The organism is Terrabacter sp. NPDC000476, from assembly GCF_040300125.1.
In the GTDB taxonomy this organism is placed as follows: domain Bacteria; phylum Actinomycetota; class Actinomycetes; order Actinomycetales; family Dermatophilaceae; genus Terrabacter.
Genome location: NZ_JBEPDF010000003.1, coordinates 424,207 through 446,303, shown reverse-complemented (window position 1 = coordinate 446,303; position 22,097 = coordinate 424,207). Strand labels below are relative to the sequence as shown.

At 73.9% G+C, this 22,097-nt stretch carries 21 protein-coding genes; 7 read left to right on the top strand and 14 right to left on the bottom strand.

The window, feature by feature from the left end; translation table 11 throughout:
* Positions 1–76: 76 nt before the first annotated feature.
* Together ABT295_RS18070 and mca are read right to left on the bottom strand one after the other, a co-directional pair.
* Entirely contained in the window at positions 77–406 is a 330-nt protein-coding gene (locus ABT295_RS18070) for a hypothetical protein (RefSeq protein ID WP_352395781.1), read from the bottom strand.
* Complete coding sequence (gene mca, locus ABT295_RS18065) at positions 403–1,422, bottom strand: mycothiol conjugate amidase Mca (protein ID WP_352395780.1); 1,020 nt, start codon at positions 1,420–1,422, stop codon at positions 403–405. The genes ABT295_RS18070 and mca overlap by 4 nt, the downstream gene beginning before the upstream one ends.
* A 173-nt stretch (positions 1,423–1,595) precedes the next feature.
* Here mca and ABT295_RS18060 point away from each other — a divergent pair, with 173 nt between their 5' ends.
* Together ABT295_RS18060 and greA are read left to right on the top strand one after the other, a co-directional pair.
* On the top strand, positions 1,596–1,967 hold the full coding sequence (locus tag ABT295_RS18060; protein WP_352395779.1) for a DUF4307 domain-containing protein: 372 nt from the start codon (positions 1,596–1,598) through the stop codon (positions 1,965–1,967).
* A 234-nt stretch (positions 1,968–2,201) separates the two neighbouring features.
* The gene (gene greA / locus ABT295_RS18055) at positions 2,202–2,687 is read left to right on the top strand and encodes a transcription elongation factor GreA (protein WP_352395778.1); all 486 of its coding nucleotides are present in this window, start codon (positions 2,202–2,204) and stop codon (positions 2,685–2,687) included.
* Between the two features lie 136 nt (positions 2,688–2,823).
* On the opposite strand, the gene ABT295_RS18050 is transcribed toward greA, so the two are convergent.
* The 4 genes from ABT295_RS18050 to ABT295_RS18035 form a co-directional block, all read right to left on the bottom strand.
* Complete coding sequence (locus tag ABT295_RS18050) at positions 2,824–3,372, bottom strand: hypothetical protein (RefSeq protein ID WP_352395777.1); 549 nt, start codon at positions 3,370–3,372, stop codon at positions 2,824–2,826.
* Between the two features lie 42 nt (positions 3,373–3,414).
* Complete coding sequence (locus tag ABT295_RS18045; RefSeq protein WP_352395776.1) at positions 3,415–3,813, bottom strand: hypothetical protein; 399 nt, start codon at positions 3,811–3,813, stop codon at positions 3,415–3,417.
* A 203-nt stretch (positions 3,814–4,016) separates the two neighbouring features.
* Positions 4,017–5,369: a glutamate mutase L gene (locus ABT295_RS18040; RefSeq protein WP_352395775.1), complete on the bottom strand. Its 1,353-nt coding sequence runs from the start codon at positions 5,367–5,369 to the stop codon at positions 4,017–4,019.
* Between the two features lie 38 nt (positions 5,370–5,407).
* On the bottom strand, positions 5,408–6,586 hold the full coding sequence (locus ABT295_RS18035; RefSeq protein WP_352395774.1) for a cystathionine gamma-synthase: 1,179 nt from the start codon (positions 6,584–6,586) through the stop codon (positions 5,408–5,410).
* 79 nt (positions 6,587–6,665) lie between these two features.
* On the opposite strand from ABT295_RS18035, the gene ABT295_RS18030 reads away from it, so the two are divergent.
* Positions 6,666–7,370, top strand: coding sequence for an SGNH/GDSL hydrolase family protein (locus ABT295_RS18030; protein WP_352395773.1), 705 nt, complete (start codon positions 6,666–6,668; stop codon positions 7,368–7,370).
* Positions 7,371–7,434: 64 nt separating this feature from the next.
* On the opposite strand, the gene ABT295_RS18025 is transcribed toward ABT295_RS18030, so the two are convergent.
* The 8 genes from ABT295_RS18025 to ABT295_RS17990 all read right to left on the bottom strand — a co-directional run bounded on the left by ABT295_RS18025 (position 7,435) and on the right by ABT295_RS17990 (position 14,388).
* Positions 7,435–8,232 (bottom strand): amino acid ABC transporter ATP-binding protein, encoded by a 798-nt coding sequence (locus tag ABT295_RS18025; RefSeq protein ID WP_352395772.1) that lies wholly within the window; start codon positions 8,230–8,232, stop codon positions 7,435–7,437.
* Positions 8,229–8,897: an amino acid ABC transporter permease gene (locus ABT295_RS18020; RefSeq protein WP_352395771.1), complete on the bottom strand. Its 669-nt coding sequence runs from the start codon at positions 8,895–8,897 to the stop codon at positions 8,229–8,231. Before ABT295_RS18020 ends, ABT295_RS18025 begins: the two co-directional genes overlap by 4 nt.
* A 7-nt stretch (positions 8,898–8,904) precedes the next feature.
* Positions 8,905–9,717 carry an amino acid ABC transporter substrate-binding protein gene (locus ABT295_RS18015; RefSeq protein WP_352395770.1) on the bottom strand — a complete coding sequence of 271 codons (813 nt, stop codon included), beginning with the start codon at positions 9,715–9,717 and terminating at the stop codon, positions 8,905–8,907.
* A 156-nt stretch (positions 9,718–9,873) separates the two neighbouring features.
* Positions 9,874–10,494 carry a response regulator gene (locus ABT295_RS18010; RefSeq protein WP_352395769.1) on the bottom strand — a complete coding sequence of 207 codons (621 nt, stop codon included), beginning with the start codon at positions 10,492–10,494 and terminating at the stop codon, positions 9,874–9,876.
* The gene (locus tag ABT295_RS18005) at positions 10,491–11,924 is read right to left on the bottom strand and encodes a sensor histidine kinase (RefSeq protein ID WP_352395768.1); all 1,434 of its coding nucleotides are present in this window, start codon (positions 11,922–11,924) and stop codon (positions 10,491–10,493) included. Before ABT295_RS18005 ends, ABT295_RS18010 begins: the two co-directional genes overlap by 4 nt.
* A 163-nt stretch (positions 11,925–12,087) precedes the next feature.
* Positions 12,088–12,717, bottom strand: a complete 630-nt coding sequence (locus tag ABT295_RS18000) for a hypothetical protein (protein ID WP_352395767.1) — start codon at positions 12,715–12,717, stop codon at positions 12,088–12,090.
* A gap of 60 nt (positions 12,718–12,777) precedes the next feature.
* The gene (locus ABT295_RS17995) at positions 12,778–13,188 is read right to left on the bottom strand and encodes a hypothetical protein (RefSeq protein ID WP_352395766.1); all 411 of its coding nucleotides are present in this window, start codon (positions 13,186–13,188) and stop codon (positions 12,778–12,780) included.
* Between the two features lie 144 nt (positions 13,189–13,332).
* Positions 13,333–14,388, bottom strand: coding sequence for a GNAT family N-acetyltransferase (locus ABT295_RS17990; RefSeq protein ID WP_352395765.1), 1,056 nt, complete (start codon positions 14,386–14,388; stop codon positions 13,333–13,335).
* A 163-nt stretch (positions 14,389–14,551) separates the two neighbouring features.
* Here ABT295_RS17990 and msrA point away from each other — a divergent pair, with 163 nt between their 5' ends.
* The 4 genes from msrA (at position 14,552) to ABT295_RS17970 (ending at position 22,039) form a co-directional block, all read left to right on the top strand.
* The gene (gene msrA, locus ABT295_RS17985) at positions 14,552–15,226 is read left to right on the top strand and encodes a peptide-methionine (S)-S-oxide reductase MsrA (RefSeq protein ID WP_352395764.1); all 675 of its coding nucleotides are present in this window, start codon (positions 14,552–14,554) and stop codon (positions 15,224–15,226) included.
* 173 nt (positions 15,227–15,399) lie between these two features.
* A complete protein-coding gene (locus tag ABT295_RS17980; protein WP_352395763.1) occupies positions 15,400–18,687 on the top strand; it encodes an ATP-binding protein in 3,288 nt (1,095 codons plus the stop codon).
* 59 nt (positions 18,688–18,746) lie between these two features.
* Positions 18,747–19,802 (top strand): class I SAM-dependent methyltransferase, encoded by a 1,056-nt coding sequence (locus ABT295_RS17975; RefSeq protein WP_352395762.1) that lies wholly within the window; start codon positions 18,747–18,749, stop codon positions 19,800–19,802.
* A gap of 26 nt (positions 19,803–19,828) precedes the next feature.
* On the top strand, positions 19,829–22,039 hold the full coding sequence (locus ABT295_RS17970) for an alpha/beta hydrolase (protein WP_352395761.1): 2,211 nt from the start codon (positions 19,829–19,831) through the stop codon (positions 22,037–22,039).
* Positions 22,040–22,097 lie beyond the last annotated feature (58 nt).

The following is a 22,097-nucleotide window of genomic DNA, read 5'->3' as shown; positions in this document are numbered from 1 at the left end:
CCGCAGCCGCACGCGCGAACGCCCCGACCGATCGGTCGGGGCGTTCGTCGTCGGCCGGATGCCGGGTGCCGGGACCTCAGGGCCTCGGCGCCTCGCCGGTCGGCTCCGTGGGCCCGGCCGGCTTCCCGGACTCCGTCGCGTCCGTGGACCCGGTGGACCCGGTGGACCCGTTGAACCGGGTGGACCCGGTGGACCCGTTGAACCGGGTGGACCCGGCCTGCTGACCGGCGCCCGTCGGGTCGGCGTCGGCCGCGAAGTGCTCGGCGCGCTCACGGTCGCGGTAGGCCATCCGGCGCAGCCGCGTGTTCATGTTGCGCACGAGCAGCCACAGGGCGAGCGCGAGCACGAAGAAGGCGACGAAGCCCCAGATGCCCGGGCCGACGGGGAGGTTGCCGCCGCCGCTCATCGCCGGACCGCCGTCTCGTCCTCGTCGACGTGGGTGTCCGAGCTGTCGCCGTGCCGCTCGGCCTCGGGCTCCTCGGCCTCCGGCTCCTCGGTGATGCGGCCGTCGTGGACGATCTCGAGGTCGCCGCGGGTCGCGAGGGCGTCGGCCTCCGCGACGCTGCCGAGCCCTGCGAAGAGGTCGTCCTCGCCGTCGGCGAGCGGCACGTACGTGACGGCCGCCTCGAACTCCTCGACGCCCCAGACGCGGCGCTGGATCTCGAGCGGCACCTGGAACCAGAAGCCGTCGGGGTCGACCTGGGTGGCGTGCGCGAGCAGCGCGCGGTCACGGGTCTCGAAGTGGTCGGCGCAGGCGATCGTCGTCGTCGGCCGCCCGGAGCGGCGCGGCTTCCAGTTGGCCAACCACTCGGCATACGGGCTCTCGAGGCCCTCGGCGACCATGGCGTCGTGGATCGCCTCGAGGCGCTCCCGCGTCCAGCCGCCATTGTAGTAGATCTTGAGCGGCTGCCACGGCTCGCCGGCGTGCGGGTAGCGGCTCGGGTCGCCGGCGGCCTCGAAGGCGGCCATCGACACCGTGTGGCACATGATGTGGTCGGGGTGCGGGTAGCCACCCTTCTCGTCGTACGTCGTCATGACGTGCGGGCGCCAGGCGCGGATGACGCGCACGAGGGCCTCGGTCGTCACGTCGATGTCCTCGAGGGCGAAGCAGCCGTCGGGCAGCGGCGGCAGCGGGTCGCCCTCGGGCAGGCCTGAGTCGACGAAGCCGAGCCAGGTGTGCTCGCAGCCGAGCACGTCCTGCGCGGCCTTCATCTCGTCGCGGCGCACCTGCGCGATGTCGCGCAGGATGTGCGGGTCGCCCTTGAGCTTCTCGTTGAGGATGTCGCCGCGCTCGCCACCCGTGCAGGAGACGACCATCACCGACGCGCCCTCGGCGACGTACTTCGCCGTCGTGGCCGCGCCCTTGCTCGACTCGTCGTCGGGGTGCGCGTGCACCGCCATCAACCGCATGCCCTCGGCCACGTGGCTCCCTGTTCGTTCGCGTCGTCGGTGGGGTGTCGCCGGAGGCTCACGGCCACCGGGCACCCCGGGCCCGTGCGAGCACTCGCCGTGTCATGGGAGACACTGGACCCGTCCGCCATCCTCTCACTCCCGCGCGGCTCCCAGCGCGCGGGCTCGACCCGCCAGGACCCCGTATGCCGTCGCGCACGACCCTGCCCCGCCCCGCACCCGGCCAGTTGAAGTGGTGGGTCGTCGGGACGGTCGGCGTCCTCGCCGGCACCGCGCTCGCGATCTGGTTCGGTCTCTCGGCCACGCTCGGCCAAGCGAGCTGGCAGACGCTGGGCTACAAGGTCGTCAGCGACCAGCAGGTGCGCGTCGACTGGCAGGTCACGCGCCCCGGCGGCGCCGCCCTCACGTGCACCATCGAGGCTCTCGCCCGCGACTTCTCGCCCGTCGGCACCGCACGGGTCACGGTCGCGGCGAGCCCCGACGAGACGACGAACGAGTCGGCGCTGCTGCGCACGACGTCGCGGGCGGTCACGGGCCAGGTCAAGACCTGCTCCTGAGCCGGTGGCCCGCCGCAGCGGGCCGGCCCACCGCGCACCCGGCCCGCACGGTGGAAAACCGTGCGTGAACTGCGCGGATGCGTCCGACTTTGTTATCCTGAATCCTTCATCCAGGGTCCGGACCCGTCGCCGACCGGCATCACGAGTCGGTGACACCACGGTTCGGGCCCTTTCTTTTGTGCAGGCGCCCACGCGAGCACCGCGTGGGCGCTGTTCATCCAAGGAGTGACAACAGTGACCGAGACTGCCGCTGGCTTCCTGACCCAGGAGGCCCATGACCGCCTCAAGGCGGAGCTCGACCAGCTGACGGGCGAAGGTCGCATCGAGATCGCGCGCAAGATCGAGGAGGCCCGGGAAGAGGGCGACCTCAAGGAGAACGGCGGCTACCACGCCGCCCGCGAGGAGCAGGGCAAGATGGAGGCCCGCATCCGCCAGCTCACCGAGCTGCTCCAGACCGCGACGATCGGCGAGACGCCCCCCGACGACGGTGTCGTCGAGCCCGGCATGCTCGTGACGGTCGAGATCTTCGGTGACGAGGAGACCTTCCTGCTCGGCAACCGTGAGATCGCCGACGGCTCCGACCTGCAGGTCTTCTCGGAGAAGTCCGCCATGGGGGCCGCCATCCACGGCAAGAGCGTGGGCGACAGCACGAGCTACGAGGCCCCCAACGGCAAGACGATCGACGTCAAGATCATCGCCGCCAAGCCCTACACCGGCTGAGCACCGCAGACCCGTCGAACGGGCCGGGTCCCGAACGGGACCCGGCCCGTTCGCACACCCCCCACCCTCAACCGTCGAAAGGCCACCTTTCGTGGGTCCCCGACCGTCGAGGGGCCACACTTCGTGGGTCCGCCGGCTAGGACCGTCGTCGGCGCGGCCGGGCGAACTGCGCGGGCGCGAAGAACTGCGGAGCCGCGGCCATGACGTCGAGGAGATGGACGTTGGCTCCCAGGACGCCGGCGAGCTCGCGCAGCTTCGCCGCACGATCGTCGTGATCGAACACGTCCGCCGCGACGATGTCGACGACCGACCAGTCGCCACGCTCGATCCGGTCCCGGCGGAGATCGTCGTGGGTCTTGTCGCGAGGACGGGTGTGGAACTCGACGCCCTGGTACTCCCCGATGACGCGCTGCTCCTCCCAGACGAGGTCGCCGAACCCGAGCCACGTGCCCGTGCGACTGACGACGGGGAGGTTGTGTCGCGGCTCCGGTAGTCCGGCGCGAGTGACCATGAGGCGGCTGCGCGTCTCCATGGGTGACCACGCACCCATACGGATCCTCGGCAGGGCGAACGTCAGCGTCACCTTGCCCCGCGGACGCACTCGCACCTCGACCGCCCGCTTGAGCGGCGCGATCGCTCCCAAGAGGTTCGCTGCCGCGTCGCCCGCCACGATCAGGTCGTCCAAGCCCACGGGGAGGCCTGCGCCGACGTACTCCCCGAGGTCGGCTCACGTGTCCGCAGGACCCACGACCGGCAATCCACAGACCTCGACGACCTCACGCGACTCGAGGCCGCGATGTCCGACGACCTCGAAGCGCCGCACGCGGTTCGCCTCGGTGCGCGTGACGATGTGCAGGTGTGGGTCTTCATCGAGCGCATACGGCAGCGGGATTCCCAGCAGACGGGCCGCCGTCGCGTGGGCGAAGGCGAACGGGACGGGCGCCACGACGGCGAACGCGCACGCGCGCTCGCACAGGGTCATCGGGATCTCGAGGGTGCGAACGCCCGGCGTCGGCGTCCACAGGTCGCCGGCACGCAGGCGCGAGGGCGTCACGCCCCTGCGCAGGGCCTCCGATGTCCGGAAAGGACGGCGGAGCAGGTCGGGAGGGAGGTCTTGGGCGTCCATGACCCGACGGTCCGGCGACTCGGCTCACCGCGCGACCCTCGACGTGTCACCTGTGCATGACGCCGGGCGCGGCCACGGGGGGTGTGGACAAGCGACCACTCGACGGGCGCAGACCCACGAAGAGTGGCCCCTGGACGGGTGGGGACCCGCACGAAGTGGCCTTTCGACGGGCGGGGACCCGCAAGAAGTGGCCTTTCGACGGTCTAGGGGGTGATCTGGGCGGCGACGGTGCGGGCGAGCTCGTGGGTGCGCTCGTCCGCGGCCAGCAGGCCAGCCGCGAAGAGCAGGTATGCCGTGTCGACCCCCGTGCGCGCCGCGCGCGGCACCTTCCAGCCGCCGGCGTGGTCGGCCAGCACCGCGCCCAGCACGTGGTCGCGCGCGGCCGGGCCACCGTGCCGGAGCACTCCGCCGGAGCCCACGAGCGCCGTGACGTTGGCGAGCGGCCGGGGCGACTCGGTCGGCTGGGCCGGGCGGGCGTGGCGGCGCACGGCGACGAGCGCCGCGAGGCGGGCCAGCTCGAGGTCCAGCCCGCGCTCGTCGTCGTCGACGGGGAGGGAGCCGGGGCGCTCGTGGACGCGGGCGGCATACGCCCTCAGCGCGTCGGCGTCGGGCACCGTGGCGAGCAGGTGCTCGGACTCGGCGGCCTCGACGACGTGCTCGGCGTTCCACCGCATGCCGAGGTCGCCCTCGACGGTACGGGCGTGCCAGAGCGGCGCCACGACGTCCTTGCGCAGGCCGGCGTCCTCGCCCTCGGGGGTCAGGCACGAGTAGACGTCGGTCGTCGCGCCACCGATGTCGACGACCATGACGTCGCCCCCGCCGGCCACGGCGGCGAGCACCTCGACGCCGCGCAGCACGACGTCGGGCGTCGCGGCCTCCACCATCGCGGCGAAGGCGGGGTCGCGCGAGAGGCCCTTGCCGCCGATGACGTGGCGCAGGAACGCCTCCCGGATCGCCGCCCGCGCCGACTCCGGGGCGATGACACCGATCTCGGGCAGCACGTTGTCGGCGAGCACCGTGGGGCGGCCGGTCGTCGCGAGCGTCGCGGCCGCCGCGTCGCGCACGTCGACGTTGCCGGCGACGACGACCGGCACGGCACGCGAGCCGTGACCGCCGAGGGCCCCCTTGGCGAGCCGGGCGGCGTTGTGCAGCAGCACGGTTCCGTTGCCGCCGTCGGTGCCGCCGACGAGCAGCACGAGGTCGGGGCGAGCGGCGCGGACGGCAGCCACGTCGGACGTCGTCAGCTCACCGGCGGCGACGTGCACGACCTTGGCCCCCGCGGACAGCCCGACCCGGTGGCCGGCCTGCGCCGTGACGCTCCGCTCGTAGCCGACGACGGCCAGCCGCAGGCCTCCCCCGGCGCTCGAGCAGGCCCGGACGACCGCGTCGTCGTCGACGTCGAGGGTGGCCCGCAGCGACCGGTAGCCGTCGAGGACGTCCCCCCGACCCTGCGTGCCCGTCGTCGGGGTCGACGCCGTGCGCAGCACGGTGCCGTCGTCGGCGAGGAGGGCGGCCTTGGTGAACGTCGAGCCGAAGTCGACGGCGAGGATCGTCATGAGCGGGGTCGCGGTGGTCGCGGTCGTCGTGGCCGGCGTCAGCCGTGGATGTCGAGCGCCTCGCGCAGGTCGGCGATGAGGTCGTCGACGTCCTCGATGCCGACGGAGAGCCGGATGAGGTCGGCGGGCACCTCGAGCTCGGTGCCGGCGACGCTCGCGTGCGTCATGCGGCCCGGGTGCTCGATGAGCGACTCGACGCCACCGAGCGACTCGCCCAGGGTCCAGAGGCTGACGGCCGCGCACGTCTTGACGGCGGCGTCCTCGCCCCGGCGCAGGCGGAAGCTGACCATGCCGCCGAACCGCTTCATCTGGCGCGTCGCGACGTCGTGGTTGGTGTGGTCGGGCAGGCCCGGGTAGAGCACCTGCGAGACGGCGTCGTGGCCCTCGAGGAACTCGACGACCTTCTCCGCGTTGTCGCAGTGGCGCTCCATGCGGATCGCGAGCGTCTTGAGGCCACGCAGCGTGAGCCACGAGTCGAAGGGCCCGGCGACGCCGCCGATGCTGTTCTGGTGGAAGGCGATCCGCTCCTCGGCGTCCTCGAGTCCGGGAACCGCGATGGTCGGCGCGGTGACGACGGCGCCGCCCACGACGTCGCTGTGGCCGCCGGAGTACTTCGTCGTCGAGTGGGTCACGATGTCGGCGCCGAGCGCGATCGGGCTCTGCAGGTAGGCCGTGGCGAACGTGTTGTCGACGACGAGTGCCGCGCCGGCCTCGTGCGCGACCGCGGCGATGGCCTCGATGTCGGCGATCCCGAGGAGCGGGTTGGTCGGCGTCTCGACCCAGACGAGCTTGGTGCGACCCGGACGGATCGCCGCGCGCACGGCCTCGACGTCGCCCATGTTCGCGATCGAGTGCTCGATGCCCTGGGGCTTCGCGACCTTGTTGAAGTAGCGGTACGTGCCGCCGTAGGCGTCGTTCGGCACGACGACGTGGTCGCCGGGCACGAGGAGCGCACGGGCGACGGTGTCCTGCCCGGCGAGGCCGGAGGCGAAGGCGAAGCCGCGGCTGCCGCCCTCGAGCGCGGCGATGCACTCCTCGAGCGCGGTGCGCGTCGGGTTGGCGCTCCGGCTGTACTCGTAGCCGCTGCGGAAGCCGCCGATGCCGTCCTGCTTGTAGGTCGAGACCTGGTAGATCGGGGTGACCACCGCGCCCGTGAGCGCGTCGGCCTCCTGGCCGGCGTGGATGGCGCGTGTGGAGAAACCGTGCTCGTCAGACATGCCCACGAGCCTATGCCCTGAGGCGCCGGGTCCCGAGGGCCCCCGGCGCCTCGGGCCGCTCGTCTGCGATGCTGCCGTCGTGGCACCGGACTTCCACTACTCGAACCGCAGCGAGCGGCCCCGCGGGCCCGTGCTCTCGGCGCTCTCGGCGGTCTTTCCCGGCATCCGCGCCGTGCAGGAGCAGGTGGAGCCGTATGCCGTGTGGTGGGAGTCGCACAACCGGCGCGCGCTCACGCAGCCCGGGCCGCTCTGGGTGGCCCTCGGCGACTCGATGACGCAGGGCATCGGCGCCAGCGCCCCCGACCGCGGGTGGGTCGGCCAGCTGAGCGAGCGCCTCACGGCGCGCGGCTGGGACCACCGGCTCGTCAACCTCGGCGTCAACGGCGCGCGGGTCGAGGACGTGCTCGACCGCCAGCTCCCGACGCTCGAGGCCCTCGCCACCCCACCGGCGCTCGTCACGGTCGTCATCGGCTCGAACGACGTCGTCGTGCGCCGCCACCGCCGCGGTCTCGTGGAGCGCTTCGAGCAGCTGCTCGACCGCCTGCCCGCGGGGGCCCTCGTCTCGAACCTGCCGAACCCGCACCGCGAGGCGCGCGCCGTCGACGCCATGCTGCGCGAGCGCGACGCCGCGGGACGCCTCGTCCTCGTCGACATGCGCGGCGACGGGCCGCGCTCGTGGCGCGGACGGCTGGCCTCGGACAAGTTCCACCCCAACGACGTCGGCTACGCCGACATGGCGCGCGTCGTGGAGCGCGCCGTCGACCGGGCGGACGTCGTCGACTGACGCCGGCGGACGCATCCGGCCGGTGAGGGCGATCGCCGCGAGACGGCCTGCAGCGCAGCCGCGCTCAGTCGAGCGGGTCGAGGATGCGGTGGAGGAACTGGCGGGCACGCTCGGTGCGCGGACGGGTCAGCACCTCTTCGGGCGTGCCACGCTCGACGATGACGCCGCCGTCCATGAAGAGCACCTGGTCGGCGACCTGCTGCGCGAAGCGGATCTCGTGGGTGACGACGACCATCGTCCAGCCCTGCGCCGCAAGGTCCTTCATCGCCGTCAGCACCTCACCGACGAGCTCGGGGTCGAGCGCGGAGGTCGGCTCGTCGAAGAGCATGAGCTGCGGGCGGATCGCCAGGGCACGGGCGATGCCGACGCGCTGCTGCTGCCCACCGGAGAGCTGGTAGGGGTAGGCGTCCGCCTTGTCGGCGATGCCGACGAGGCGCAGCAGCTCGCGCCCCTCCTCCTCGGCCGCTGCACGGTCGCGCCGCTGCGCGAGCACCGGGCCGGCGGTGACGTTCTCGAGCACGGTGAGGTGCGGGAAGAGGTGGTGCGACTGGAACACCATGCCGCTCTGCGCCCGCAGCGTGGCCACCTCGGTCTTGCCGACGGGTGCGGCGAAGTCGACCTCGACGTCACCGATGCGCACGACCCCGGCGTCGGCGACGTCGAGGGCGTTGAGCGAGCGGAGCACCGTCGTCTTGCCCGAACCCGACGGGCCGATGAGCACCGTGACGCTGCCCGGCGCGACCTCGAAGTCGATCGAGCGGAGCACCTCGTGGTCGCCGAACGACTTGGCCAGTCCGGAGACCGAGACGAGGGAGCGGCCCTGCGCTGCAGGCGAACCCGCGGGAGTCGTGGTGTCGGTCATGTGGCGACGTACCTGTTCTGTCGTTCCTCGAGGCGGGACTGTCCGAACGAGAGGGCGAGGCAGACGACCCAGTAGTAGACGGCGGCGACGCCGTAGAGGGCGAAGAACTGGTACGTCGGCGCCGCGGCCTCCTGGGCCACGCGGAGCAGCTCGGTGACCTGGATGGTCGAGGCGAGCGAGGTGTCCTTGACGAGGGAGATGAGGGTGTTGGACAACGGCGGGATCGCGGTGCGGGCGGCCTGCGGCAGGACGACCCGCCGCAGGGTGGTGACGTAGCCCATCCCGACCGTCGAGGCGGCCTCCCACTGCCCCTTGGGGACGGAGAGGATCGCCGACCGGATCACCTCGGCCGCGTAGCCGCCGACGTTGAGGGTGAAGGCGAGGATCGCAGCCGGGAACGGGTCGAAGCGCACCCCCATCGCCGGGAGGCCGTAGTAGATGATGAAGAGCTGGAGCAGCAGGGGCGTGCCGCGGATGAGCGAGACGTAGACGCGCGCCACCCCGGAGACGATGCGCACCGACGAGAGCCGCATGAGCGCGACGCCGAGCGCCAGCGCGAGCCCGAGGACGAAGCTGACGAGGGTCAGCGGGATCGTCGAGGTCACTGTGGCGCGCAGCAGCGGCCCCAGCGAGTCGAGGATGAGCGAGACGGTCTGGTCGTTCACCGGTCGGTCACGAGGCGGTCGCGGCGGACGGCTTCACGGAGACGTCGGCCGAGAAGTACTTCTCGGAGATCTTCGCCAGCGTGCCGTCGGCCTTGAGGTCCGCGAGGGCCTTGTCGATCGCGGCGACGAGGTCGGAGCCCTTGCGCGTCGCGACGGCCTGCTCGGAGACGTCGCCGGTCTTGCCGGCGATCTTGACGCCCTGGTCGCCGGTCGACTTCTGGTAGTCGAGCACGGCGAGGCTGTCGTTGACGGTGGCGTCGACGCGCTGCTGCTTGAGCAGGGTGATCGCCTGGGTGAAGCCCTCGACCGACTCGACCTGCGCCCCGGCGTCCTTGGCGACGGTGGCCCAGTTGCTCGTCAGGCTCTGCGCGGACTTCTTGCCCTTGAGCGACGCGAGCGAGGTGATCGAGCTCTCGTCGGCCCGGGTGGCGATGACCCCCTCCGACCACGTGTACGTCGAGCTGAGGCCGTAGAGACCGGCCCGCTCGGGGTTCTTCGTCACCTGGTTGACGACGACGTCGTAGCGGTCGGCGGCGAGGCCGGCGAAGATCGCGTCCCACGGCGTCTCGACGTACTCGACCTTGACGCCGAGCTTGTCGGCGACGGCCTTGGCGACCTCGACGTCGTAGCCGGTGAGGGCGTTCGTCTTCGGGTCGTGGAAGGAGAACGGCGAGTACGTCCCCTCGGTGCCGACCCGCAGCACCCCGGCATCCTTGACCGACTGCAGGTCGGAGCCGCCTCCGGACCCGCTGCTGCAGGCGGTGAGGGCGACGGCGAGGATCGCGGCGAACAGGGCGGTGAGGACGGACCTCGAACGCATGGGGAGCACTTCCTGGGAGGACGGACGGGACGGGACGGCCACCAGCCAAGATATAAGTCCCGCTTGGGACGGGCATAATCAGATGAGGCAGGGCCACGGGTGCCAACCACGAGGCCCCCGCCGGCATTCCCGCGGCGTGTCGGGCTCGCCGTCCTCTCAGCCGAGGCCGTGGTCGCGGGCCCAGAGGGCTGCGGACGTGCGGTCTCCGACGCCGATCTGGCGGAAGACGTTGCCGAGGTGCACCTTGACGGTGCGCTCGCTGATGCCGAGCGTGCGGGCGATCTGCTTGTTGGCCAGGCCCTGCGCCACGTGCGAGAGCACCTCGCGCTCGCGCCCGCTGAGGGTCGGGCCGGGTGCCGGTCGCGCCGACGACGGCAGCAGGGCCCCGGCCACGCGCGGGTCGAGGGGGGCGTGGCCGGCCGCGGCGGCGCGCACGGAGTCGAGCACGTCGCCCGGCTCGCTGTCCTTGAGCAGGTAGCCGATCGCCCCCGCCTCGACGGCGGCCCGCACCCGGTCGGCCTCGGCGAACGAGGTCAGCACGACGACGGGGGTGTGCAGCCCGGCCGCCCGGAGACGGTGCATCGCCTCGATGCCGTCGACGCCGGGCATCGACAGGTCGAGCAGCACGACGTCCGGGCTCGTCGCGGCGACGACGGTGACCGCCTCCGCGCCGTCGGCGGCCTCGCCGACGACCTCGAGGTCGTCGCTCGCGTCGAGGATCGTGCGCAGGCCGGCACGCACGAGCCGGTGGTCGTCCACGACGACGACGGTGGTCATCGGTCCTCCTCGACGGGTAGGGCGAGCAGCCACGTCGTGCCCCTGCCCGGGGCAGATCGTACGCGCAGCACGGCACCGACGTCGGTCGCGACGTCGGCGAGCACGCGGATGCCGAAGTGGCCCTCGGGACCGGGCAGCACGGCGGCGGGGTCGAAACCCACCCCGTCGTCGTGCAGGACGAGCACGACGGGTCGCGCCGGGTCGTGGTCACCGGGGTCGGAGTCGTGGTCGGGGTCGAAGACGTCGTCGACGTCCTCGTCGACGTCCTGCTCCCAGCTGAGGACGCCGTCCTCGACGCCGGCTCGGCCGAGGCGGATCGTCACGTGCCGCGCGTCGGCGTGGCGCACGACGTTGCGCAGCCCCTCGCGCACGACCCGGTGCGCCACCTGCTGGGCGGCCTCGCCGAGCCGCGCCGCCTCGTCGTCGTCGACCGCCACGTCCACGTGGATGCCGCGGCCGGCCAGTGGGCGGGCGAGGTCCGAGACCGCGGCCGCCAGGCCGGCGTCGGCGAGGCGCGATGGGTAGAGGTCGACGAGGAGCGAGCGCAGGCTCGCGATGCTCGCCCGCACGGTCGAGGCGGCCTCGGAGATGTTCGCCGACAGCGCGGGCCGGCCGTCGGCACGTGCGGCCTCGGCCGCGCCGCTCACGACGAGCGAGCTCGCCACGAGGTCCTGCACCGGGCCGTCGTGCAGGTCGGCGGCGATCCGGCGCCGTTCCCCCGCCGAGGCGTCGACCGCGCTGCGCAGCAGGCTCTCGCGCTGCGCCTGCGCGGCGCCGAGCCGGTCGAGGAGGCGCCAGATGAGCGGGGCGAGGAGCACGAGCAGCAGGAGCAGGCTGCTCGTCAGCACCCCGGCCAGCCCGCGCCACAGGTCGAACGCGCGGGCGCTCACCGGCTCGTAGTCGCCGTACACCTCGAAGAGCAGCTCGGAGCCCGAGGGCGTCCACACCGGCCGGTAGACCTCGAGCAGCTTGCCGCCGTAGCGCTCGAACTCGTTCTCGGAACGGTCGAGGGCCGAGACCTCGGCGCGCGTCGTCGGCCTGGCCAGCGTCTCGCGCTGCTCGTCGCCGAGCTGGAAGCGCTGGCCCACGAGCCGGGACTCGTCGGCGTAGACGACGGTGCCGTCGGGCGTCCACAGCTTGACGCGGACGATGCCGTTGGGCAGCACCCGCGCGCGCACGACGCGGTCGAAGGCCGCGTATGCCGCCGCGTCGCCCGTGAGCAGCGCGTCCTCGAGCGCCGGCTGGACGACGGCGAGCGCGAGCAGGTTCGTCGTGTGGGCCGCGTCGGTGACGGCCTCGCGCTCGGCGAGCCGGCTCGCGGCGAACGAGGTGCCCACGACGACGGTCACGATGACGGCCACGGCCGCGAGGCCGAGCTGGAGCAGGGTGCGGCGCCGGCTCGGCAGGGGGCGGGTCGGGGGCGGCACCACGCCGTCGGCCAGGGTCCACCACGCGGGGGGCGACGGGGGATCCTCTGGGCCGACGGCGGGGTGCCCGTCCGGGAGCGGGGGGTCTCCCGGACGGGTGACCGCCACGCCCCCGGGGCGCAGGGCGCCGGGGTCGTGGTGGTCACTGCTCTGGTGGGACAGCACGTCAGTGGTCGTCCGATCCGGAGTCGTCGGAGCCGTGCCGGCCGGACGAGCCGGACGAGCCGGACGAGCCGGACGAGCTGGACGAGCGCGATGCGTCGGACGAGCCCGTCCCGTGCCGGCCCGAGGACGAGCCGCCGGAGCCGGATCCGGAGCCGGAGCGGCGGTCGTCACCGGACTCGGTGCGGGTGTCGCGCGGGCGGTCCCCGCCGCGGTCGTCACCGGCCTCGGCGGTGCGCGTGGCCTGCGGCCGGTCGCTCCCGCTCCCGCCGCCGCTCCCGCCGCCGCTCCCGCCGCCGCTCCCGCCGCCGCTCCCGCCGCCGTGGTCGTCGCCGGCCTCCGTGGTCCGCGTGGCCCGCGGCCGGTCACCGCCGTGGTCGTCGCCGGCCTCCGTGGTCCGTGTGGCCCGCGGCCGGTCACCACCGTGGTCGTCGCCGGGCTCGGCCGTCCCGGACGGTGTCGGCGTGCCGGTGGCGGGGGTCGGGGTCGAGGTGGCTCCGTCCGCGCCGACGACCTGGGCGGCGGCGGGGACGCGGGCGGGCACGCTCTCGGCGAACGAGCTGTTGCCGAGCAGCCCGAGCGTCGCGGGGACGAGCGCGGCGACGGCGGCGACGGAGAGACTGAGGCGGCGCATCGGAGTGGCCTTTCGGTGCGGTCGAGGACGGGGCTGACGGGTCGCGAGGCTGGTCGCGGGTCAGCCGGGGTAGGTGAGCGCGGCGCGGCACACGGCGCCGGTGGTGGGGTTGGTCGCGGTGGCGCGGATGACGTCGGAGCCCGCGCGGTTGGCGATGAGCCTGTTGACCGAGAACGACCCGCTCGGCGCCACGGTGGTGGCGGTGCCGCGGTGCACGACGACGAGGTTGTCGCTCAGGACGACGTTCCAGCGCTGGCCGTTGCGGTTGGCGTCGACCTCGAACTCGACCTGGATGCGCGCGTCGTCCTGCTTGGCCTTGAGCTTCGCGGTGACGCCGGCGGAGCAGGTGCCGGTGGCGCGGACCTCGAGTCCCTTGGCCGACGCGGCCGGGGCGAGGGCGACCGCGCCGGCCGCGGCGAGGCCGAGGGTGAGAGCGGTGGTGGTGGCGGCGACGGTGCGGCGGATGCTCATGGTGACCTCCTGGTCGGTTGCCGCGCCGGAGGATCCGAGGCGGTCAGCGAGGTGCTGTGGTCCAACCGTGCCGCCGCGGGCCGGGCAGCCACCATCGGGCTTTGGTCCTAGTACCTGCCACGACGCGCATCCGGGCCGCCCGGTTCACCCCTGCGGAGCGCCGCCCCCCACGCCGGACCCACCGGCCCCTCCCGTGGTCTTCTGCCACTGGCGGCTGTAGCCGTCGACGGCGTAGCCGAGGCGGCGGTTGACGGCCAGCATGTGCTCGTTCGAGGCGGCGTTCCACGTGCGGACCGCCGTCACCTCGGGCAGCTCGTCCATGATCCGCAGCGCGTTCGCCGCCTTGAGCCGCAGGCCGAGCCCGTGGCCGCGGTGCTCCCTGAGCACGAGGGTGTCCTGCTGGTAGCCGAGGCCCGGCTCGCCGGCCGAGACCCCGATCGTCGTGAACCCGACGAGCCGCCCGCTGGGCAGGTGCCGGGCGACGGACTCGACGACGCGGCGGCCGGACTCCGTCGCGCGGCGCTGGGCCTCGGCCAGTCGGCCCGCGTCCCAGTCCTCCTCCTCGAGGTCGAGGTCGTCCGACGGGGCGTCGGTGCTCATCCGCTGCTGGAGGACCGCACGGTCGTCGAGCCACGCGTCCGGCATGTCGTCGACCCAGGACTCGAGCCGGTAGTCCTCCGCGCCGGGCGCGGCGACGACCGCCTCGAGGGCACCGCGGTCGGCCGGCAGGGCCTGCTCGCTGCGCAGCACCGTCTGCGCCACGACGTAGCCGCGCGCGGTGGCGAACGCCTCAGCGGCGTCCGACCCGCCCTCCGCCCACTCGGTCTCGACGAGCAGCGTGCTCCGCCCGTGCTCGGCCGCGATGCGTTCGGCCTCGACGACGAGCGCCGACCCCACCCCGCGGCCGCGCGCGGACGGCTCGACGGACAGCCAGAGGAGCGCGCTGCGCAGGTTGTCACGCAGGGGCAGGTGCACCTCGAGCGCACCGACGAGCCGGTCGCCCGCCCACACGCCCCGGGCGACGCGCTTCTTGTCCGACCCGCGCACGAAGCCCTGCACCTCCTCGAGCGTCCAGGCGCTCCCCCGGTCGCCGAAGAGGTCGCGCTGCACCGCCGCGTGGACCCCGATCCACGCGCGGGCGACGTCCAGCTGGGCCGGGTCGAGCAGGTCGACGGGTCGGGTCTCGAGGTCCTCACGCATGGGCGCAGTCTGTCGACCCGGCCACCCCGGTGGCCACCGGTTTGTCCGCGGTGCCCGGCTCCCGGCATACGGGAGCGGCCACGAGCGTTACAGGGGCGTACGACGCTCCCGGCAACAAGGATGTGACACTCGCATGGTGTTCGGTTTCGGTAGGAAGTCCCAGATGCCCAGCCGTGAGGACGCGCTCTCGGGGCGCCCCGAGCGGCCGTATGCTGTCGACCCCACGCACGTCGTGCTCGGCACCCCGCTCGAGGGACCGTGGCCGGACGGCTCCGAGGTGCTCTACGTGGCGATGGGCTGCTTCTGGGGTGTGGAGCGCATCTTCTGGCGCCAGGACGGCGTCATCTCGACGGCGGCCGGCTACATGGGCGGTTACACGCCCAACCCGACGTACGAGGAGACGTGCACCGGCATGACCGGGCACGCCGAGACCGTCCGCGTCGTCTACGACCCCGAGAAGACCTCTCCCGAGCTGCTGCTCAAGGCCTTCTGGGAGAACCACGACCCGACGACGGCGAACCGCCAGGGCAACGACATCGGCACGGCCTACCGCTCGGCCATCTACTGGACCACCGAGGGGCAGCGGCTCGCCGCCGAGGCCACCAGGGAGGCGTTCCAGAAGGTGCTCGACGACAACGGCTTCGGGCAGATCTCGACCGAGATCCGTTCCGCGGACGACGCGGGCCCGTTCTACCTCGCCGAGGACTACCACCAGGGCTACCTGCACAAGAACCCCGGTGGCTACTGCAACCACGGACCGAACGGCATGACGTGCCCCGTCGGCATCGTGCGCCAGGACCAGCTGCCCGCGCAGCAGGACATCGCCCCGCCCGCCTGACCCGCGGGCCTGACGGCCCCGCCCCCGCCCCTCCTCCACCGTAGCCCGGGACCTCGGTCCCGGGCGACGGCCTGTCCACGGCCGGCGACGGGCGGACAATGGTCACCATGGCGCCCCGCGCCCCGCGTCCTGGCCCGTCCGGTCCCGCTGCCCCCTCCGGACGGTCTGGTGCGGTGCGCGTCGAGGTGCTCGGCGCGTTGCGGGTGCACGTCGCCGGTCACGAGCTGGCCGGTCCGGCGATCGGCAGCCGCATGGCCCGCCGGCTGCTCGTCCGCCTCGCCTGCGACGAGCGTCACCGGGTCGGGGCGGACGCACTGGTCGACGCGCTCTGGGGGCCGGCCCCGCCCGTGCGTGCCGACCGCGTGCTCGCCTCGCTCGTGAGCCGACTGCGCGCCTCCATCGGCCGCGAGGCGGTCGTGGGCGATGCCGGCGGCTACCGCCTCGGCCCCGACGTCGCGGTCGACCTGCACGACGCGCGACGGCTCCTCGACGAGGCCTCCGCGCGCGCGTCGGACGGCGAGCCGTCGCTCGCACTCGCGTGCAGCCGTCGTGCGGAATCCCTTCTGGCGCAGACACCCCCCGACGACGGGCGCGACGACTCCGCGCGAGCGGAGCAGGCTCGCCTGCTCCGCAGGGCCCGTCTCGGGGTGGGACGGTGCGAGCTCGACCTCGGGCGGCCGGCGGCGGCCGTCGGGCCGGCGCGACTCGCGTTCGCCGACGACCCGCTCGACGAGGAGGCCGCGCGGCTGCTGATGCACGCCCTCGCCGACTCCGGCGACCCGGCTGCGGCCCTGCGGGTCTTCGCCGACCTACGCCGGACCCTGCGCGACGAGCTCGGCACGGACCCGAGCCACGCGACCGCCGAGCTCCATGCGGCCGTGCTGGCCCACGACTCCGGCTCGCCGACGCGGGCCGGACGGGGAGCGGGGCCGGACGCCCGACCTCTCGCCCGACCCGACGCGCGACGGGCCACCCCGCGGCGCACGTGGCAGCCGGGCGCAGGGGCACGTCGTCGACCGGAACCGGTCGAGCTCGTCGGGCGGGACCTCGAGACGGAACGGCTCCGCCGCGTCTGGGGCCGGACCGCCGCCGGCCACGGGGCGATCGTGCTCGTGACCGGCGAGGCCGGGGTCGGCAAGACGAGCCTCGCCAGCTCGCTCGCCGACCTCGCCGACTCGACGGGCGGGCTCGTGCTCGCCGCCCGGTGCTATGCGGCCGAACGCTCGCTGCCGCTCCAGCCCCTGGCCGAGGCGCTCGGGTCGGCGGTCGTGTCGCTGCCCCCGGAGCTCGTCCGCACGGCCGCGGCCGGCGCCGGCGACGCGCTGCACCGCCTGCTCCCCGTGCTGCGCACGGCGACCTTCTCGTGGCCGGCGGCGGGCGGCGCCGGCGCGGGCAGCACCGGTGCGGGCGGCCGCGCGGGTGGTCCGGGGCGCCGCGCCCCCGACCTCGAGCGGCAGGAGCTGCTCTTCGGCGTGTCGTCGTTCCTGACCGTCCTTGCCCGCGACCGGCCGGTGCTGCTGCTCGTCGACGACCTCCACGAGGCGGGCGACCTCACGGTCGAGGCCCTGCACTACCTGCACCGCGCCGCGTCGGGGCCGCTGCTCGTCGTCGCCACCGTGCGGCCCGCCGAGGGGGCCTCCGCCGTGCGCCTGCTCTCCGACGTCGCCACGACCCTTCCGCTCGGCCCGCTCGACGGCCCGGCCGTGCGCGTCCTGGCCGACCGGGCCGGCTTCGGCGACCGTGCCGAGGAGATCGCCGGGTGGACCGGCGGCCTGGCCCTCTACGTCGTCGAGGTGCTGCGCGACCTGGCGGCGGGCGAACCGGGACGCCCGCGCAGCCTGGCCGACTCGGTGCTGCGCCGCGTCGAACGGTGCGGCCCGGCCGTGGGCTCGGTGCTGCGGTCGGCGGCGGTGCTCGGCACGGCTTTCGACCCGCTCGTGGTCGCCCGTCTGTCCGGTGAGACGCCCGCAACGACCCTGTCGTCGTGCGAGCAGGCCCTCGCCGCAGGCCTGCTCAGCGACAGGGGCGGGATCTACGAGTTCGCCAACGACCTCGTGCGCGACGCCGTCCACGACGCCATCCCCGACGCGTCACGGGCCGCGCAGCACCGGATCGCGGCCGACCTGCTCGTCGACCAGCCCGAGGCGTCCGCGGCCCACGCGGCCGCAGCGGGGCAGTGGCGCCGCGCCTGCCTGTCCTGGTTGCTCGCGGCCGAGGCCGCGCTCGAGCGTTTCGCCGCACGGGACGCGGAGGGCCTCGCCGACCGTGCCCTCAGGGCCGCCTCGCAGATCGACGACGCAGAGCTGCGTGGCCGCGCCCTGCTCGTCCGCGGCCACGGCCGGGAGGCTCGCTCGGACTACGAGCGGTCCCACGCCGACTTCGTGGCGGCCGGCGAGGCAGGGCGGTCGTCGGGCGACCTGCGCCTCGAGATGACCGCCCTGCGTGCGGCGAGCGGTGACGTGCTCGTCGCGGTGGCCGGATCGCTCGACGAGATCCGTGACCCCCTGCACCGCATGCTGGAGATCGCCCGCCGCCTCGGCGACCGGGGTGCCGAGGCCGATGCCCTCGCCCGGCTCACCGTGCTCTGCGGCGCGCGACTCGACTTCGTGGCGGCTGCGCGCCACGTGGAGCGGGCCGAGGCGGCGGCGGAGGCCTCGCACGACCCCTTCGCGATCGTCAACGCTCTCGACGCCCGCAAGAACCTGCTCGCCTACCAGGGCGTCGTCTCTGGCCTCGGCGCCGTGACGCGCGACCTGGAGCCGCTGCAGCGCCGCAGGGGCGACCTCTGGTCGCTGCAGTGGACGGTCTTCGAGTCCTCCTTCGTACCGCTCGCGGCCGAGGACTACCCGACGGCCCTCGGCCTCATGACCGAGGCGCTCGAGATCAACCGTCGCAGTGGCTTCGTCGCCATCGAGAGCTGGCACCTGGCGCACGTCGGCTGGCTCCACCGGCTCGCCGGCGACCTACCGACCGCTCTCACGACCGGGGCCCGTGCCGTCGAGCTCGCGGAGGCACACGGCCGCCACCGCTGGTGGCTCAGCGCCGCAGCGGGACTGCAGGCGGCGCACCTGCTCACCGCGGGGCATCGCGCCGAGGCCCGACGACTCCTCGAGCCGCTGCGGCCGTCGGGCCCCGCGATCGGCGACGAGGCCTTCCGGCTGCGGCTCCTCGGACCGCTCGCCCTAGCCACCGGCTCCGCCTCCGATCGCGCGGCGGCTGCTGTCCTCGTCGACGGGCTGCGGCCCGAGCCGGGGCGCGCCTGGCTGCTGGGTGCCGACGCTTACCTGTGCCTCGCCCGGGCCCGGGTCGAGGCCGGCGAGGCCGCACGGGCGGCGCACCTGCTCGAGCCGTTCGCCGTCGCGGCCGCGCGCGAGGGGTGGCCGGCACTCGCCCGGCTCGCCCACGAGGTGCTCACCGGCGCGGGCCCACCGCCGGCTGCAACAGACCTGCAACGTGGGTGAGGACCGTGGTCCGCACGGGGCGCCGGAGGGGCGCCGCACGATCTCGAGGAGGACCTCCCATGGCTCTGGACATGGACAAGCTGGGCGCTTTCGTCAACCGCTTCGCCGGCGACCTCGGCGCGACGGTCGCGGCGGGCAACGTCGTCGTCGGCCACGAGCTCGGCCTCTACGCGGCGCTGGCCGAGGGCCCGGCCACGGCCGAGGAGCTCGCCGAGCGCACGGGGACTCACGCCCGCTACGTCACCGAGTGGGCCCGCGGGCAGGCGGCAGGCGGCTACGTCGAGTACGACGCCGACGCCGACCGCTACCACCTCACGGAGGAGCAGGCCTTCGCCCTCACCGACCCGGACGGGCCGCTCTACGTGCCCGGCGCGTTCGTGCTCGCCCTGGGGTCGCTGCGGTCGGTGCCGCGGATCACCGAGGCCTTCCGCACCGGGGCCGGCATGGGCTGGCACGAGCACGACGACGACGTCTTCACCGGCTGCGAGCTCTTCTTCAAGCCGGGCTACGTCGGCAACCTGACGACGGCGTGGATCCCGGCGCTCGACGGTGTGGAGGAGAAGCTCCGCACCGGGGCACGCATCGCCGACATCGGCTGCGGGCTGGGTGCCTCGTCGGTGCTCATGGCGCAGGCCTATCCGAGCAGCCAGGTCAGCGCCTCCGACTACCACGGCGGCTCGATCAAGCTGGCGCGCAAGCGGGCCGCGGACGCGGGGGTCACCGAGCGGACGACCTTCGAGGTCGCGCGGGCCGACTCGTTCTCGGGCACGGGCTACGACCTCGTGACGACGTTCGACTGCCTCCACGACATGGGTGACCCGGTCGCGGCCGCCAGACACATCCGGTCCGCGCTCGCGTCCGACGGCAGCTGGCTCATCGTCGAGCCCGCGGCCGGCGACACCGTGGCCGGAAACCTCAACCCCGTGGGCCGTGTCTACTACAACTTCTCGACGTTCCTCTGCGTGCCCAACGCCGTCTCGCAGCCCGGCGGCTACGCGCTCGGGGCTCAGGCCGGCGAGGCCGCGATCCGTCGTGTCGTCACCGATGCGGGCTTCACCCGCTTCCGGCGGGCGGCTGAGACGCCCTTCAACCACGTCTACGAGGCGCGACCCTGACAAAGGGGCGAGGACCGAGGAGTGCGATGAGAGCCCGATCCCCGCTGCTCGAGGGCACCGTCGTCCGCGAGGGCGTCGCCGTGGCGTACGAGGTGTTCGGCGACGCCCCCACCCCACGCTCGCCCGCCGTCGTCTTCGCGCCGATGTCGCCGGTGGTCCACAGCCGGGCGTGGAAGGCGCAGGTGCCCTACCTCTCGCGCCTCGCCACCGTCGTGACCATCGACCCCCGCGGCAACGGGCGGTCCGACCGGCCGCGCGACCCGGCCGCCTACGCCGACCGGGCGTATGCCGGGGACACGCTTGCCGTGATGGACCACCTCGGCATCCGCTCGGCAGCCCTCGTCGGGCTCTGCTCGAGCGCCTGGTGGAGCCTCGTGGTCGCCGCCGAGCACCCCGACCGCGTCGAGGCCCTCGTGGCCGTCGCGCCACAGGTGCCGCACGTCACCGACCCCCACCCGGCCCGGGCCCGCCACGCGTTCGACGAGGTGCCCGGGACGGACGAGGGCTGGGCCAAGGACACGGCGTGGTACTGGCGTCGCGACTACCGCGGCTTCCTCGACTTCTTCGCCGGCCAGGTGCTGCCCGAGCCGCACTCGACGAAGCAGCGCGACGACTTCGTCGAGTGGGGTCTCGGTGCCGACGTGGAGGCCCAGATCGCTTGGAAGGCAAGGCCACCGGCGACCAGCACCCTCGAGGAGACGCTGCAGCTGATCGGAAGCGTCCGGTGCCCCGTGCTCGTGATCCACGGCGACGACGACCGCTGCCAGCCCGAGGGCCGGGCGGTCCGGCTCGCCGAGCTGACGCGGGGCCGGCGCGTGCTGGTGCCGGGGAGCGGTCACCTGCCGATGGCGCGGCAGCCCGTCGTCGTCAACCAGCTCATCCGCGAGTTCCTCACCGACACGGGCGTGCTCGCACCATCGACGGCGCAGGAAGCCGTCGACCCGAAGCCCGACCCGACGTCCGATCGGGTGTCGGACGTGCGGGTGGGGGTGCCGGCCGTCCGTCGGGCTCGCCGAGCACCCCGCGCCCTGTATCTGTCCTCCCCCATCGGGCTCGGGCACGCGCGGCGAGACCTGGCCGTCGTGAGGGCGCTGCGCGAGCGCGTGCCCGGGCTCGAGGTGGACTGGCTGTCGCAGTCGCCCGTCACGACGTTCCTCGAGGCGCACGGCGAGCGCGTGCACCCCGCCTCACGCTGGCTGGCCAACGAGACGTCGCACCTCGAGTCGGTCGCCGGTGAGCACGACCTCGACGCCTTCGCGGCGATCCGCGACATGGACGAGATCCTCGTCCACAACTTCATGGTCTTCAGCGACCTCGTCGCAGGCGAGACCTACGACCTCTGGACCGGCGACGAGGCCTGGGAGGTCGACCACTTCCTCCACGAGAACCCGCGCCTCAAGCGGGCCCCCTACGCGTGGCTCACCGACTTCGTGGGCTGGGTGCCGATGCCGCGCGAGGACGCGGCGAGCTCGGCCCGCGAAGCCGAGCTGACCGCCGACTACAACGCGGAGATGATCGAGCACGTCGAACGGCTGCCCGGTGTGCGCGACCGCTCCCTCTTCGTGGGCAACCCCGACGACGTCGTCGACACCACCTTCGGGCCGGGTCTGCCGAGGGTGCGCGACTGGGTGGGGGCCCACTACGACTACACCGGCTACATCACCGACGTCCGTCCTCCCTCTGCCGCCGAAAGAGACTTGTGGCGAACGGAGTTCGGCATCGCACCGGACGACACGGCATGCGTCGTCGCCGTCGGCGGGTCGGCCGTCGGGACGGCGCTGCTGCGTCGCGCGGTGGAGGCGCACGTCCTCGCCCGCCGGCACGTCGGCGGGCTCCGCACCATCCTCGTCACCGGTCCCAGGATCGCGCCCGGGTCGGTGCCGCGGGTGCCCGGACTCACGGTGCGGGGGTTTGTGCGCGACCTCCCACGGCTGCTGGCCGCCGCGGACGTGGCGCTCGTCCAGGGTGGGCTGACCACGACGATGGAGCTGGCGGCGGCACGGCGGCCGTTCGTCTACGTCCCGCTGCGCCACCACTTCGAGCAGAACGTCCACGTGCGCCACCGCCTCGACACCTACGGCGCGGGGCGCTGCCTGACGTGGGAGGAGGCCGACCCCGACCGGCTGGCCGCCGCCCTCGTCGAGGAGCTGGGGCACGACGTGCGCCACCGGGAGGTGGAGCTCGACGGCGCCCGGCGGGCGGCGGCCGTGCTGGCCGAGCTCGTCCGCGCCGGCTGACGTCGACCTGCAGGCGGGGGCGGAGACGACCGGCGCGGACCTCGCTCGCCGTGGGAGG

Bases quoted from the DNA above. Each gene is read 5' to 3' on its own strand.
- ABT295_RS17975 (WP_352395762.1), top strand. From the start codon at position 18,747: ATGGCTCTGGACATGGACAAGCTGGGCGCTTTCGTCAACCGCTTCGCC.
- ABT295_RS18070 (WP_352395781.1), bottom strand. From the start codon at position 406: ATGAGCGGCGGCGGCAACCTCCCCGTCGGCCCGGGCATCTGGGGCTTC.
- ABT295_RS17970 (WP_352395761.1), top strand. From the start codon at position 19,829: ATGAGAGCCCGATCCCCGCTGCTCGAGGGCACCGTCGTCCGCGAGGGC.
- ABT295_RS18010 (WP_352395769.1), bottom strand. From the start codon at position 10,494: ATGACCACCGTCGTCGTCGTGGACGACCACCGGCTCGTGCGTGCCGGC.
- ABT295_RS18040 (WP_352395775.1), bottom strand. From the start codon at position 5,369: ATGACGATCCTCGCCGTCGACTTCGGCTCGACGTTCACCAAGGCCGCC.
- ABT295_RS17995 (WP_352395766.1), bottom strand. From the start codon at position 13,188: ATGAGCATCCGCCGCACCGTCGCCGCCACCACCACCGCTCTCACCCTC.
- msrA (WP_352395764.1), top strand. From the start codon at position 14,552: ATGCCCAGCCGTGAGGACGCGCTCTCGGGGCGCCCCGAGCGGCCGTAT.
- ABT295_RS18025 (WP_352395772.1), bottom strand. From the start codon at position 8,232: ATGACCGACACCACGACTCCCGCGGGTTCGCCTGCAGCGCAGGGCCGC.
- ABT295_RS18035 (WP_352395774.1), bottom strand. From the start codon at position 6,586: ATGTCTGACGAGCACGGTTTCTCCACACGCGCCATCCACGCCGGCCAG.
- ABT295_RS18045 (WP_352395776.1), bottom strand. From the start codon at position 3,813: ATGGACGCCCAAGACCTCCCTCCCGACCTGCTCCGCCGTCCTTTCCGG.
- ABT295_RS18060 (WP_352395779.1), top strand. From the start codon at position 1,596: ATGCCGTCGCGCACGACCCTGCCCCGCCCCGCACCCGGCCAGTTGAAG.
- ABT295_RS18015 (WP_352395770.1), bottom strand. From the start codon at position 9,717: ATGCGTTCGAGGTCCGTCCTCACCGCCCTGTTCGCCGCGATCCTCGCC.
- ABT295_RS18000 (WP_352395767.1), bottom strand. From the start codon at position 12,717: ATGCGCCGCCTCAGTCTCTCCGTCGCCGCCGTCGCCGCGCTCGTCCCC.
- ABT295_RS17990 (WP_352395765.1), bottom strand. From the start codon at position 14,388: ATGCGTGAGGACCTCGAGACCCGACCCGTCGACCTGCTCGACCCGGCC.